Annotated in this window: 11 protein-coding genes; 6 read left to right on the top strand and 5 right to left on the bottom strand. The window is 49.6% G+C overall.

Going from position 1 to position 14,796, the window contains the following annotated elements; translation table 11 throughout:
* Nucleotides 1-14: 14 nt before the first annotated feature.
* Together ACFQZE_RS04120 and ACFQZE_RS04125 are read right to left on the bottom strand one after the other, a co-directional pair.
* Nucleotides 15-524, bottom strand: a complete 510-nt coding sequence (locus ACFQZE_RS04120; protein WP_379353947.1) for a GNAT family N-acetyltransferase — start codon at nucleotides 522-524, stop codon at nucleotides 15-17.
* A 41-nt stretch (nucleotides 525-565) separates the two neighbouring features.
* The gene (locus ACFQZE_RS04125; RefSeq protein WP_379353949.1) at nucleotides 566-775 is read right to left on the bottom strand and encodes a hypothetical protein; all 210 of its coding nucleotides are present in this window, start codon (nucleotides 773-775) and stop codon (nucleotides 566-568) included.
* A gap of 128 nt (nucleotides 776-903) precedes the next feature.
* On the opposite strand from ACFQZE_RS04125, the gene ACFQZE_RS04130 reads away from it, so the two are divergent.
* Nucleotides 904-2,700 carry an SgrR family transcriptional regulator gene (locus ACFQZE_RS04130; protein ID WP_379353951.1) on the top strand — a complete coding sequence of 599 codons (1,797 nt, stop codon included), beginning with the start codon at nucleotides 904-906 and terminating at the stop codon, nucleotides 2,698-2,700.
* Nucleotides 2,701-2,717: 17 nt separating this feature from the next.
* The gene (locus ACFQZE_RS04135; protein ID WP_379353953.1) at nucleotides 2,718-3,122 is read left to right on the top strand and encodes a hypothetical protein; all 405 of its coding nucleotides are present in this window, start codon (nucleotides 2,718-2,720) and stop codon (nucleotides 3,120-3,122) included.
* 77 nt (nucleotides 3,123-3,199) lie between these two features.
* Here the strand turns inward: ACFQZE_RS04135 and ACFQZE_RS04140 are convergent, their stop codons facing one another.
* From ACFQZE_RS04140 to ACFQZE_RS04150, 3 genes are all read right to left on the bottom strand, one after another.
* The gene (locus tag ACFQZE_RS04140) at nucleotides 3,200-4,042 is read right to left on the bottom strand and encodes a DUF6282 family protein (protein WP_379353955.1); all 843 of its coding nucleotides are present in this window, start codon (nucleotides 4,040-4,042) and stop codon (nucleotides 3,200-3,202) included.
* Nucleotides 4,039-5,193, bottom strand: coding sequence for an MFS transporter (locus ACFQZE_RS04145; protein WP_379353957.1), 1,155 nt, complete (start codon nucleotides 5,191-5,193; stop codon nucleotides 4,039-4,041). The genes ACFQZE_RS04140 and ACFQZE_RS04145 overlap by 4 nt, the downstream gene beginning before the upstream one ends.
* A 91-nt stretch (nucleotides 5,194-5,284) precedes the next feature.
* Entirely contained in the window at nucleotides 5,285-6,172 is an 888-nt protein-coding gene (locus ACFQZE_RS04150; protein WP_379353959.1) for a LysR family transcriptional regulator, read from the bottom strand.
* Nucleotides 6,173-6,352: 180 nt separating this feature from the next.
* Between ACFQZE_RS04150 and ACFQZE_RS04155 the strand changes: the two genes are divergently transcribed.
* The 4 genes from ACFQZE_RS04155 to ACFQZE_RS04170 all read left to right on the top strand — a co-directional run bounded on the left by ACFQZE_RS04155 (nucleotide 6,353) and on the right by ACFQZE_RS04170 (nucleotide 14,752).
* Nucleotides 6,353-8,137, top strand: a complete 1,785-nt coding sequence (locus ACFQZE_RS04155) for an ABC transporter ATP-binding protein (protein WP_379353961.1) — start codon at nucleotides 6,353-6,355, stop codon at nucleotides 8,135-8,137.
* Between the two features lie 55 nt (nucleotides 8,138-8,192).
* The gene (locus ACFQZE_RS04160; RefSeq protein ID WP_379355499.1) at nucleotides 8,193-8,876 is read left to right on the top strand and encodes a response regulator transcription factor; all 684 of its coding nucleotides are present in this window, start codon (nucleotides 8,193-8,195) and stop codon (nucleotides 8,874-8,876) included.
* Nucleotides 8,869-9,930 carry a sensor histidine kinase gene (locus tag ACFQZE_RS04165; protein WP_379353963.1) on the top strand — a complete coding sequence of 354 codons (1,062 nt, stop codon included), beginning with the start codon at nucleotides 8,869-8,871 and terminating at the stop codon, nucleotides 9,928-9,930. Before ACFQZE_RS04160 ends, ACFQZE_RS04165 begins: the two co-directional genes overlap by 8 nt.
* Nucleotides 9,931-10,243: 313 nt before the next feature.
* Nucleotides 10,244-14,752, top strand: a complete 4,509-nt coding sequence (locus tag ACFQZE_RS04170; protein ID WP_379353965.1) for a S8 family serine peptidase — start codon at nucleotides 10,244-10,246, stop codon at nucleotides 14,750-14,752.
* The last annotated feature ends 44 nt before the right edge of the window (nucleotides 14,753-14,796 follow it).

The raw sequence follows: 14,796 nt of genomic DNA on the forward strand, positions 1-14,796 counted from the left end.
CTTGCAGAATGGAATTATAGTTCGAGGTAATAAATGACGGTAGCCTCTAATTGTCCGCTTGCGGACTGCGCAAATCGGGGAATTCGGCCAACCGTTTGATAGCCTAGCGATGAATATAAGAAATTAGAAGGATCGCCTTCTCTTGTGTCGAGGACAATGAGGCTGCGGCGTTCTTGCTTCGCCCGTTCATGGGCTGCCTGCATGAGCAAACGGGCAATCCCTTTTCTTCGATGAACCGGTGCTACGATCAGCTTGGCAATTTCCGCTCGGTGGGAAGCGTTGCGCTTTGCCGCAAGCTGAAGCTGGACGCTTCCGACGATCTCCTCTCCCAGAACTGCAATCCAAAGCACATGATCAGGCTCCAATACGCCGCTCCAATATGCAATAGCCTCATGTTCGGTCAGAGGAGGAAGAAATCCGATGGAGGCGCCGTCTTCCACAACTCCGATCAGCAAAGATGCAAGCTGCGCGAGTTGTTCTTTTGTTAGCTGATTCAATTGTACAATTTCTAACCGTTCAGTCATGGTGAATGCTCCTTTATATAAGCTGCTTATCATCATTCTGTTTAGTTTAGTGCGCCTCGCTTCGTCTGACAATGGTTGGCGGATATTTCGGCCTTTTTCGAGCCCGGCTTATGAGCCGAAGCCCATTTCCGGAAAGCCGATGGTTTTGGCTTCCGCTCAGGATGCGCGAAATCTCCTCTTTCCGCCTTGCGATTCCATTCCGCTTCACGATCCCTCCATTGCTGATGCTGCACGTATTCATTCGTTAGCATGATGATCATCTCCGTTTCTTTGTCTTACGTTCATTATGCTCTGTAAAAAGGGGACTAAAAAGAGTATAATCTGAATCATTCATTTCCCCTTTTATCCAAAAGCGTTATGATGCAGGAGGCGAGAGAGGTTGCATAGCGAAGAACGGTACTTAATGATGTATACAAAAATTGCAGGAGAAGCGGGGCCTGGCAAGCCGATTGACGTGACGCTTGACGGTCTCGCCGATGTTTGGTTTTGCACGCAGCGGAATGTAAAGCTTATTGTGCGCAAACTGGAGGAAGATGGCTTAATCCATTGGCAGGCCGGACGCGGCAGGGGACATCATTCCCGTATCACGTTCCTTGCGGCCAAAGAAAAATTGCTGCTCGATACGGCTCAAAGCCTTGCGGCAAAGGGAGAGTACCAGCAAGCCTTTGAATGGATTGATCGATTCGGGGAGGGTACTTCCGTCCGCCATCAATTTGTAGAATGGATGAATAGCCATTTCGGCTGCCGCACCGAGCTTGTAAACGATCTGGAAGCGGATTTGCTGCGGCTTCCCGTTTATCGGCCGATCCTGACCCTGGATCCAAAAGACTTGTATTACGCATTTAGCGCCCATATGATCAAGCAGTTATTTGACTGTCTTCTTCAATCGGATAGAGACACAGGCAAAATTGGTCCTTCGCTTGCTCATGCCTGGGAGCATAACGCCGACGGAACGGAATGGACGTTCTACCTTCGGAAAGGCGTTTTTTTTCATCACGGAAGAGAGCTTGTCGCGGAGGATGTTGTCTTTTCGTTGGAAAGATTGCGGGGATGTACGGCCTCTGGCTGGTTTGTTAGAACTGTAGACACGGTGGTGTCAAAAGGTCCCCGGACGGTCACGATCAAGTTGAGCTCGCCGAACTGGCTGCTCCCGCGATTCCTGTGCGCACCGGGACTTTCGATTGTGCCGCATGACTTGGTTGCGCAGGATGAGCACTTCTGGCTGCATCCCGTCGGAACGGGACCGTTCCGCTTCTTGGAATGGACCCCCGACCGTTTCACGATGGAGGCCAATCCGCATTATTTTAAAGGCCGCGCCCATCTGGACGGGGTTGTCATCGTGACCATGCCGGAGGATACCGTCGCTTATTCAAAAAGCTGGGAACAGCTCCTTGTAGACCATGACTTAAAAAACGCCCCGATGGAGCAGCATTGGCAAAAAGTCGAATATGTATGCAATGGATGCAGTATGCTCACCTGGAACAGAGGAAAAGACGGGCCTCAGCATTCAGTGGATTTTCGCAGAGCGATCGATTTGCTCATCGATAGAAGCCGGATGATTCGAGAATTGGGGGAAGACCGGATGTATCCCGCAAGCGGCTTTTACCCCTGTGAAGAATCGTATAAACGGGCGGAGCATTGGGATGTCGACATGGCATTGTCTTTGCTTGCCAAGTGCGGCTATAGGGGCGAAACCATTAAAATTGGCACCTACGGCATTCATGAAACGGATGCACAATGGCTAAAAAATGAACTCCATCGTTACGGCGTTGTCGTCGAAGTTCAAGTGGAAAGCTGGAGAAGCATTCGGGACAAAAAAGTGCTGAAGGAAGTGGACTGCCTACTCTATTGCGTCGTGTTCGCCGAAGACGAGGTGTGCATGATTGAATGTTTTGAGCAGACGGGCAACTTTTTGCGCGAGCATCTGGACCCTGAGCTTTTGACATGCATCAAAGAAAGGGTTGAGCTGGCACTCGCCTGCAAGGATGGTGCAGATAGATGGAAAGAGCTGATGGAAGTAGAGCGGATGCTGCGGGATGAGAAGCATGTTCTGTTCCTTTTGCATAAAAAGCTAAACATGTATTACAACCCTAGCATAAAAGGGGTCGGAGTAAATTCGCTTGGCTGGATCGACTTTAAAGACATTTGGCTGGATAAGCCGCAGCGGGCTAAATAGGGGAGATAATCAATTAAATGAATCTAATGGAACTGCGTTTTCCTACCGGCTTTGCAGTATGTTATAACAGGTTTTATGATGTTGAGCCAGAACCTGAAAAAGATGATTTTATTGCCAATTGGCACTATTTTACTCAAGATTTATTACAAATTCACCAAATGAAGCTTGAAGAGGGCAGTTGGCTTGTACCCAAGCAGAGAAAAGAAACGTTGCTTCTCGATTTAGGCTGGTACCCGGATTCGAGCACAGATGGAGAGTTCGTTCTTGTCGCAGTGAATGAGAACTGGGATACATTAAAAGAAAAACGATCTAGAGACCGTTTTGAAATAAAAGAAACTTTAGAAGCATGGATGGAACTCATTTATATTAAGGAATTCTCAATGGATAATAAAAAAGAGCAAAAACGGATGATTGACGAATAGACATTACATAATTATAATTATGTAAACCTTATACCCATATAAAAAGCGAAGCCTATAAAACGACTTCGCTTTTTGTTTTATTTTAGATTCAGCAAACGGGCAGGATTTATTTTCGTCATACGATCAACAGCCTCAGGGGAGAGGCCGCTGTGCAGCAAATAATCGACATAGTCCCGGATCGTATCGCGCCATGGCGGATTCTCGATCTGGCCGCTGTCCGTCGCCACAATTGTGGATTCTGGGCCAACGGCCTCAATCGCTTTTACATTTTCGAGCAGGTTGGATGTATATTTGCCGCCGCCGATGGGCTGAGCGTATGTTCGTTCCAAATAAACGCCATAGTTTTCGGTTAAATCGCGCTGTTGCGAATAGGTAAGCCGTATGAGACTAAACTCGGGATGAGTGACGACGAGCTTTTGCACACCATATTTTTTGGCCTCGTCGGCCACTTTAAATATTTCGAGAGGGGAGAGATGGCCTGTCGCTAATATAGCGTCAAACTCCGACACCAAACGGAAGATGTCAATTAAAGCGGCCGTTGTTTTGCCGTCCTGAAACAGTTCAATACCTCCGCATCCGCCTGTTTGCATACGATGATTGGCGGCATCGAGCGTTGGAAGCCATACCGTCTTAGCCCCGAGCTGCAAGGCGGCTTTGACTGCATACGGATTGATTCCGCCAACCGAATAGTTTAGGGTAACGCTTCCAAAAACGGAGACGTCCGGGAATACTTTTTGCACTAAATAAGCCCGGTCCATCGTCGGTACCAGATGGGACTTGATGACGACCGCTTTGGCGCCAATTCGAACGGCATCCTCTGCGAGTTCAAAATCGTTATGCGAGCGCTGCCTGACATCCGGTGCGGAATGGACATGCATATCAATAATACCCGTTAGCGGGTATGATTCCCTTCGAATCAACTCGTTTCCTCCTCCGGACGGCCATCATTCCGTCCCGGCTTAATGACCCAAGTGCCGCCGACTAGAAAAGCTCCGCTTAATAGAAACACGGACAGCAACCCCGTCGTTGAACCGACAATGCCGAAAAAAAGCGGCGCAGCAAGCTGTGAAGCCCGGTTGATCGTAAGACGAAGACCAAGTACTTCGCCGGTTTTCGACTTTGGCGATGCGTTGTACGTCGTTGTCATCGAAAGCGGCTGGCTGCAGCCAAGACCCGCGCCCATGCAAGCGCTCCAAATGGCGAGCAACCATACCTTTTCCGTGAACGGAACCAAAAAGAAGGAAAGGCCAGCAATAAAAATGGAAGCCATCAGTACATAATCGCGTCCAAATGCGGTTGTTAACCTCGTTAACAATAAGCGTACCGCTACCATCGTAATGCCTTGAATCGTTATGATCCAGCCGATTGTGGAGGTAGAGAAGTCCAGTTCTTTACCGTACAACGGAAAATAGGCGACGAAAATATCGCGGCTGTACAAGGCGAGAGCGCTCGAAATCATCGCTTTGCGCAGCACCGGAACTTTTAACATTTTGACAGAAGAAAGCAGGTTGGAATCGGTTTTTCCTTTTGCCCGAATAGGCGACCGCAGCTGTAGTGCGACAAAAAAAGCGGCGACGCAGACAGCAAGCGATACTGCAAAAACGGATTCGTAAGAGAGATGTTCCGCTAAATAACCTCCAGCCACCGGGCCTACAACGGCCCCGGCCGATACGGCAGTCGAAAACATGCTGAAATAATAGTCTCTTTTTTCCGGGGTTGCGGAAAGACCCATGACGCTTTGCAGCGAAATGACGATGAGCACGTGGGATATACCTATAATGACTTGCGAGACGTAGATGGACCAAATGGTGCCGAACAGGAGCGGAAAAATCATCCCGATCATACAGCCGATAAATCCGGTCAGCACCGGAATGCGGTCTCCTACCTTATCGGCGAACCTTCCGGCATGAATGGAAAACAGCAGCGGCAAGATCGCGTAAGCTGCGGTCAAATATCCGATTTCAAGCGTTGATGCACCTAAGTCAGAACTGTAAAGCGTAATAATGGGCCTGGTCATGTTCAATACAATTTGAAAGCTAAATATACAGAGAATAATGATGCGGAACACCATGATAGTCATCTCCCATCTGTCATGGTGTTCATTATAGCTTTGGCCGTTCGATTAGAAAAATAGATAAACTGGATGGTTTACGATAAAAAAATTAAATATCTATCCCCGGCTGACCGTTTCGCTTCGACTCCTGATTCAAAAAGCGGACGAACGAACGGACCGCAGACAACTCCAAAAACGCTTTTCGATAAAACATCCATGTCGTCCACAAAACAGGCTTGCCGCTTCGGTCTATCAACCGCTGGCTGTATAGCTCATCTCCTTCTTCTATTAAAATGTTCGGTACGATGGCATAACCGAGACCGTTCATAATCATCCGTTTCGCAATTTCCATATTATCGACCGACATAAAAATAGTAGGCGGCTTCCCGTACCGTTCTTTCCACCAAGTGTCGATCGTCATAATTAAAGCGGGGTCCGTCTGATAAAGAATTCTAGGCAGTGAAGGGAGGTCGTCCAAATCGATTTCCCGATTCGCCAAAATGCAAATATTTTCTTGCTCCAGTACAATCTTTTCCTCCGGCCAATGATGATCTCCGCGTACAATTCCGATATGCACGTCCTGCTTATGAACCGAAGCGATAATTTCAGGATTTAAACCCGTTTGGACTGTAAAATCGACTAGCGGGTATTGCTCGGTAAACGCTTTCAACCAAGCGGGAAGTCTATACAGAGCAATGGCTCTCGCCGTTCCGATACGAAGCGTGCCCTGCACCGTACCCCCGAGATTCCAAAGCAGCTCTTTCATGCTTTTAAGCCGAACCTGCATTTCTTTGGCATATTGGACCAAATATTCTCCTTGCTCTGTAAATTCCACTCCCCGGCGCCCCCGGTACATCAGCGTAACGCCAAATTCTTTTTCGATTTGCTGCAAGCGATAAGTAAGGGCGGGTTGAGAAGTGTACAGCCGCTCAGCCGCTCTTGTAATGTTTTTTTCTTCGAACAAAACTTCGAGTAACGTCCAATCTTTATCTTCCATAAGGATTCCTCCTGGTGACAGACGGTGCCAACTACTTTTTTATCATATCATCTTCGGTCCCATTGATCACGATTAAGCAAATAATGTTCGTTTAAATTCCGTTTAAATTGACGCGTTATATTGAGATTGCCGGGGAGAGCGGCTTCAAGACAAATTTGAGAGAGAAAGAAGGCTTAAACGATGGACGAAACCTATAGGAACAACAACAAAACAGGGACGCCAGGAAATTGGAGAGCATTGCTCGGGCTGATTAAGAGCGCAAAACCTCCTAAACTTCTGCTCGGAACGGCTTTGCTGCTCAGTTTGCTAGCAACGCTTGCTTATTTGGCGGTGCCGATGTTGACAAAGGATTTGGTAAACGGATTTTCAATTGAAAAATGGGGAGCCGGGCAAGCGGCGCTTATGGCAGCGGCCGTTATCGTTCAAGCCGCTTCGCAAAGCTTATCCGTCTTTATGTTCAGCTACAGCGGCAACAAAGTGGTCGCCTCGATTCGAGATATGCTATGGCGCAAAATATTGAAGCTGCGCATCGGATATTTTGACCAGCACGCTTCCGGGGACGTCATCAGCCGGGTGACGAACGATACGGCGGTTGTACGAGGACTGGTGGCCGAGCATTTTTCCAATATGGTGACAGGGCTCGTTTCATTAGTAGGCTCATTAGCGCTAATGCTGTACATGAGCTGGCAAATGACGCTTGTGATCATCGGGGTGTTTTTGACCTCCGCTTTGTTGCTTATCCCGCTTGGCAAAGCGATGTACACGATATCCAAAGGGATGCAGGACGAGACAGCTTCCTTTACATCCACTTTAAGCCGCGTAGTCTCCGACATTAGGCTTGTCAAAGCTTCAGGGGCTGAGCAAGCGGAATACAAAAAGGGAGGATCGGGCATCGCCAGCCTTTTCCGTTACGGCATAAAAGAAGCGCGGATTCAGGCGATTATGTCTCCTGCCGTTTCGCTTGTCATTTTGCTCATATTGGTCGGCATTATCGGGTTCGGCGGAGCGCAAATCGCTGCTGGCGTTATGACGGCAGGAGAGCTCGTCGCTTTTATTCTTTATTTGTTTCAGATCGTGTTTCCGGTGATGATGATCTCCCAGTTTTTTACCCAATACCAAAAAGCGCTAGGCGCGACGGAAAGCCTGATGGCTATATTGGCATCAGAAGAAGAGGAGGAAGGAGGCACGGAGAGTCTGCCTTCTTCAAGCCCGATTTTGCTAAACGGCCTATCGTTTGCCTACAAGGCTGATCAGCCTATTTTAAAAGAGGTGGATTTAGTCATAGAACCAGGTAAAACAACCGCTATCGTGGGTCCAAGCGGGGGCGGCAAAACGACGCTGTTTGCGCTGCTTGAGCGATTTTATAAGCCGTCGGAAGGAGCGATTTTGTTCGGGGGGCGGGACATCGGGCACTATCCGCTTCAGGCATGGCGGCGGCAAATCGGCTACGTATCGCAAGAAAGTCCGATTCTCGCCGGAACGATTCGCGACAATATTACTTACGGGCTAGAGCGGGAAGTTTCCGAGCAAGAGCTTCAGCATGCGGCGAAAATGGCCTATGCGGACGCATTTATCCGCGAGCTCCCGCAAGGCTACAATACCGAAGTAGGCGAAAGAGGAATTAAGCTGTCCGGCGGGCAACGCCAAAGAATTGCAATCGCAAGAGCGCTGCTGCGCGATCCTCAAATTTTGATGCTGGACGAAGCAACGTCCAACTTGGACAGCCAATCGGAAGAGCTTGTTCAGCAAGCGCTTCGCAATCTTATGGCAGGCCGAACAACGATTGTCATTGCACATCGCCTGGCAACCGTTGTGGATGCGCACCGGATTGTCTTTTTGGAAAAAGGCTCTGTAACGGGAAGCGGAACACATGACGAGCTTTATCAAAGTCATGAGCTGTATCGAAAATTTGCGGATCAGCAGCTGCGCGTCGATTCGGCGGCCATTTCGTCAGAAGTGATATAATAGAACCATATTGGAAAGGAAATCCGGCAAGAAAGCGGGAGACATGGGGATGAAAATGCCAACATTGCTTGTAGTGGACGACGACCCGTTTATTCGGGAGTTGGTCGCGGTCGTTCTGAAGAGGGCCGGTTTTACGGTAAAAGAAGCGGCGGATGCCCGCGAAGGAATGAACGAAATCGAGACCGGCAACGTCGATTTGGCCATATTGGACATCATGCTTCCGGGAACGGACGGCCTCGCATTATGCGCCGAAATCCGGACATTGCGCGATATACCGGTGCTTATGCTGACGGCAAAAGGAGAGACGGTTCACAAGCTAAAAGGATTTGACGCGGGGGCGGACGATTATCTCGTCAAGCCGTTTGATCCCGACGAGCTGCTCGCCCGCATCAAGGCGCTCCTGAAAAGGTACCGTCTAACAGCGATGCCGGTGCTAAGCGTCGCGGGCTTTACGCTAAGAAAGCAAAGCCTAGAGGTGGAGATGGAGTCGCGTACAGTCGCGCTCCCTCCCAAAGAGTTTGAGGTGTTATTCAAGCTTGCTGAAAATATCGGGAGAACCGTGCTGCGCGAATCGCTCATTCAGGGCATTTGGGGAATCGATTTTGACGGAAATGAACGTACGCTCGATGTGCATGTAAACCGTCTTCGCGATAAATTTGCGGAGTGGAACATTCCCGTTCGACTTCAAACGATTCGAGGGCTCGGCTACCGGTTGGAGAAGGGAGTCCCTCATGGATAGATGGAACGGTCAGCTTAGATGGATCATTATCTTTGCCGCTTTGCTCCTTTGCTGGATCGCCTCTCTGTCGCTTGCCTATGTCGGTATGTCGTTTTTGTTTCAAAAATGGGCTCCCGATGCGCCGCGTTATTGGTTCGTTATGGCTGTTGGCATGACAGGCTCCTTTATCTTCTTTTTGGGAGCTTATGCGATTGGCCATTGGATGAATCCGCGCTCTTTCCCGCTCATCGATGAGGTGAATGGGGCGATGCGCCGGATTGCTAAAGGAGATTTTGATGTTAACTTAGATCATATTGGGAAAAATGAGCCGTTTTCGGAGCTTGCGCACAATTTCCATGCCATGGCTCACGATTTGAAGCAAATGGAGCTGCTGCGCCAGCAATTTGTATCCGATGTATCACACGAGATTCAATCTCCCTTAACTTCAATCGGGGGATTTGCGAAAGTGCTGCGGACCGGCACATTGGACGAAGCTGCTCGCGACCGGTATTTAACCATTATCGAAACGGAGAGCAAACGGCTTTCCGCTCTTAGCGATAACTTGCTGAAGCTTGCTTCGCTCGATAGTGAAAGCTATCCGCTCGATCTTAAGCCTTATCGGCTCGATAGGGGACTTCGCACCGCCGCACTTGCTTTGGAGCCGCAATGGATGGGCAAAGGGCTGTCGCTTCGCGCAGAACTGCCGGAAATAACGGCTTATGCGGATGAAGAGCTGATGCAGCAGGTATGGGTGAATTTACTGACCAACAGCATTAAATTTACTCCGTCGGGCGGTGAAATTGAAATGGGCGCAGCACGCGTCGGTGAAAAGTGGCATATTTATGTTCGCGACAGCGGGGCCGGTATTCCGGAGGAGCATTTGTCCCGCATTTTCGAGCGATTTTACAAGGCCGACCGTTCGCGCAACCGGGAGCAGGGGGGCAGCGGGCTTGGCTTATCTATTGTAAAAAGAATCATCGAGCGGCACAACGGCCTTATTGAAACCGAAAGCACCGTAGGTAAAGGTACAACTATCCGTATTGTACTGCCTGAGGAAAATATGATGCCAAAATGAAAGACATTCTTTTTGCGGAACTAACTCTATTAAAATGATAAACTCAAAAATGATTACTTCGTTAGTCAGGCCGCATCGTTATGCGGCTTTTTTGCTGCATTCGGATAGGACTCTCTGCTCTGGCCTAAGGACAACGATTGCTTTTGAGCAAAAAAGAGCCATTTTTCGTTCTCTACTCATCTTGTTAAATATCCAAAAAATAGTATATTAGGAAATGCGAGATATAAAAATTAGAGAGGAGGAGTCTCAGAATAGCATTTGCTAGACTGGGAGCAGTAAACAAAAAGATAGAATCAGGGGAGAGTGAGCCTTCATGTTGAAACGATTATTATCCTTATGGGTTGCGGCCAGTGTGTTGTTTGCCGGTGCAATTCCAACCGCTTTGGCAACTAATGAGCAAGCAAACGGCGGAGCAGTTTCACCACCCGATGGACCGCAGCTTTATTTCAAAACGGGAACGATCGGATCTGCCAGTGATCCTAGCTCGTTCTTGCTTCCTCTTGGCGATGAAAACGATACGGCTCCCAAGTTGTTTGTCGTTCAATTTAACGGACCTATCGACGATTCAACTAAACAAGCATTGGCTGCCGAAGGGGCATCTGTAGAGAGCTACGTTCCAGACTTCGCCTATCTAGTCAGCATGACAGTCAAACAAGCTGAACGAATAACTAGTATTGAGGGGGTCAATCGTGTTGTTCCATATCTTCCAGAATGGAAGATTTCTCCCGACCTATCCAATAAACCACAAATAGAGACTCGCATCACTGTAGTCAAAGGCAAAGAATCCGTGGTCGCGGGAAAAATAAGCAGCGCAAGCCTTAAGGCGTTGCGAGACTCTTTTTTAGAAGCGACGTTGTCAAAAGCGGAAATCGAGGCGATCAGCCTTGATGAACATGTCATTTTTATAGAAGAGATTAGCCCTATTACTACATTTAACGCCAAAGCCGCTGAAATTGTAAAAGCAAGCACACCGGGTGGAGCTTGGGCGAACGGTTTAACGGGGCAAGGGCAAATTGTCGGAGTTATGGATTCCGGGCTCGATACGGGCGTGGCCGCTACCCTGCATCCTGACCTGCGCGATCGGCTCCAAGTTACCCCGATTGCGTACGCTAGACCGGAGTGGTCCGATCTAAGCGGACATGGCACTCATGTTGCCGGCTCCATTGTTGGCACAGGCGCACAGTCGGCCGGTGTGAACAAAGGCATAGCGCCATCGGCCAAACTTGTATTTCAGTCAGTGGGAGTAGATAGCGGAAGCGGCCTTCAAATTCCGTTCCCGTTCGACGATGCGCTTGCCACAGCAGCTTCTCATGGAGCAACGATCCACTCCAATTCATGGGGAGGCGGCAATTACTACAGCGAGCTGGCAATGGAAACGGATCAATATACGTTTGCCAACAAGCAATTTTCTGTTTTGTTTGCCGCAGGCAACGCTGGGCCGGATCCCAATACCGTTTCGGACCCCGGTCTCGCCAAAAACGCGATTACAGTTGGCGCCACGCAAAACAACCGCCCCGATGTAACGGGGCCGTGGCCTGCCAACAATCCTTCACTTGTTGCCGAATTTTCCGCTCGCGGCAGCACTGTAGACGGCAGAGTCAAGCCGGATGTCGTAGCTCCGGGAACACTTGTTCTGTCCACGCGGTCTTCACTTGCGCCTCAAGGCAAATATAAGCCGGAACTCGATGCCAACTATGGCTACAATAGCGGCACATCTATGGCTACGCCCATTGTGGCAGGATCAACTGCTCTAGTTAGACAATATTACACCGAGCAGAAAGCGATTGTCCCGTCATCCGCATTGCTGAAAGCTACTCTCATTAATGGGGCGCAGGACATCGGCTACGGCTGGATGAGTCGTGAAACGGGATGGGGACGAGTCGATTTGCAAAATTCGCTGTTCCCTAGCGGCGGCCGAAAAAACGTGTTCCTTGACGATGCCCAGAAGGTCGTTGCTACGGGCGGAAGTTCTAACTTTCAGTTTTATGCCAAAAGCGGCCAGCGTTTAAAAGTGAGCTTAGTTTGGACGGATGCGCCAAGTGCTGTATTCGTCGGCAAAAACTTGGTTAACGATTTGGATCTTCAAGTCGTCGCTCCGGACGGCACCGCTTTTAAAGGCAACTGCTTCTTAAATAATACGGCAAGCAGCTCTTGCGCAACCTTTGACCGGGTAAACAATGTGGAAAATGTATACATTGAAGCTCCTGCCGAAGGAACGTATAGCGTTCAAATAGCGGGCTACAATGTTCCAAGCGGGCCGCAGCCTTATGCGCTCGTTGTTTCAGGGAATGACGTTGCAACGGGAAGCGTGGCGCCAACGGTCGATTCCAGCAAATTTAACCCTACCGACAATTTTTATTTGCAAGGCGCCCCGGGAGCGGTCAGCTTGCCGAATGCGCGAGTGAAAGCTTATCCTTGGAGCGATTCCAACAGCAACGGCAGTGTGGAGCCGGCGGAGCTTGGCACTGCGCATGAGCTAGGCTATAGTTTGCCGAACGGGGCGGTGCGCGGTACTGGACTCTCGACCCTTGGAGTAGGCACGCACCGGTTCGTCATTACGGCCGCTAACGAATTTGGCGAGTCGGCCAAAACGACGCCTTTTACATTAACCCTTACCAAAGGCTTTAATCCAAACAGCCCTGCTGCACCTGCCCAGCCTACCGTTAACCTCCAAAACAACAACCAGGCGCTTTTGAAATGGGACCCCGTTTACGAAGCGACCAGTTACGAGGTTAAAGTATCGGAAACAACAGGCGGTCCATACACCACGATAGCCAGCGGACTCACAACGACAGAACATACGTATACGCTTCCCGCCAATCCGAAGAAAAGTTATTATTTTGTCGTTTCGGCACAATCCGGTGGAGGCAAAAGCGGCTACTCACCGGAAGCGATTGTCTGGGTACCGTCAAACATTTGGATCAAGGCGACTCCCGCAAACGGAAAAGTAGAGCTAAGCTGGACTAAAGCAAAGGGAGTCGTATCGGATTATCCTCACTATGCGATCTATCGCAAGCTGAACGGAGTTACGAGCTTAGTCATTACAAGACCTTCCTTTATGGACAGCTATATCGACACTGCCGTCACGAATGGAGTAGAGTATCAATATCAAATTGTTGTAAATGAATACCAGTTCCCTACCGAGATAAAAACGTATTCCAACTGGGTGACGGTTACGCCAAACTCAAATTTACCGGGACCATTTGCCTTATCCGTCAAACCGGTAAGCGGAGGAGCTCAGCTAACATGGTCCGCTTCATCCGGGGCGGGCAACTATACGATTATTCGAAACGGTCAAACGATTCAGACTGGCGTGACGGGAACTTCGTTTACCGACTCCAATGTTACGAACGGCACTCTTTACACCTATGAGATTATAGCTACTCATGCAAGCAACAGCAGCACACGCCGATCGGAGGCCGTTACCGTCAATCCGCATTTGCCGGAGCCTAGCCCGGTTGCATTAACAGTGACGCCGGAATCCGGGCTACTACGACTGAACTGGACCTCTTCCCATGCTACGAGCTACACCATTGAGCGGTCTACTGCGCATAATGGAACGTTTTCGGTTATCGCTACCGGCGTAACCGGCACAACCTATGGAGATTCCACAGGGATAAGCGGTGGAAGATATTATTATCGAGTTATCGCGAGCAATGCTTCTGGAAGCACCCGCTCCAATTTGGATAATGGCGTGCTAAGCGGCGCTAATACGACGATTCCTCCAGTACCTTCCCAGCTTGCTGCCACTGCCGGAAATACTAGCGTACAGCTGTCATGGTCGGCCTCTTCTGGAGCTTCTAGCTATACCGTCAAGCGAGGAACCGCTAGTTCTGGGCCATTCACAGCAATTGCCTCAGGTCTAACCTCAACCTCCTTTAACGACACGGGGGTAACGAACGGATCAACCTATTATTATGTAGTTGCAGCCAAAAATGCGGCAGGAGAGAGCGCAAATTCCGCCTCTGTCCAAGCAACGCCGATTGAAGCTCCAGCCGCTCCAGCCGGGCTAACCGCCACGGCAGGCAATGCTTCGGTTCAACTGGCTTGGCCAGCTGCCGCTAGAGCCGCAAGCTATACGGTAAAACGAGGACTGGCAGCAGCAGGGCCGTTCTCCACAGTAACAAGCGGAATAACGGCAACCTCGTATAACGATACCGGTTTAACGAATGGCACAACGTACCATTATGTTGTAACCGCGAGCAACAGCGCAGGCGAAAGCGGTCATTCTCCAGTCGCATTGGCGACTCCCGCATCACCCACTGCCGCGCCAACGGGAGTGACCGCTTCTCCGGGCGATACGAGCGTATTCGTTTCATGGACCGCTTCGGCAGGAGCAACCAGCTATACCGTCAAGCGTGGGACTGCGAGCGGAGGACCATTCACCACTGTTGCCAGCCAAGTGACGGGAACGTCCTTTTTAAACACTGGATTAACGAATGGCACAACCTATTATTATGTTGTTACGGCAAGCGGCGTCACTGGAGAGAGCGGCCCGTCAGCAGTTGTGCAAGCGAAACCGGTTGTATCGCCCGCCACTGGAGCGCCAGCTGCTCCTGCTCTGTCGCATACCAACCAAAATCAGTCCAAAAATTATTCCGTAAAATGGACGATCTGGTGGGGGAATAATGGCTCGTCCTGGAAGCTGATTGAAAACAATGTTGTCATTCATCACGCAGCTTTAACGGACAATTCGCCGCAATCGCAAACAGCAAGTTATGCTTTTACCAATAAGGCGGCCGGAACATATGTTTATAAGGTCGAAGTCACAAACAAATACGGCACGACAAGCAGCAGTACAGTAACGGTTGTCGTAAGCTGATTGCTTTAGTTACCTCTTAACGAAAAAAGCCGTTCGACTTCCTT

The organism is Paenibacillus sp. GCM10027627 (assembly GCF_042675505.1).
Taxonomy (GTDB): Bacteria; Bacillota; Bacilli; order Paenibacillales; family Paenibacillaceae; genus Pristimantibacillus.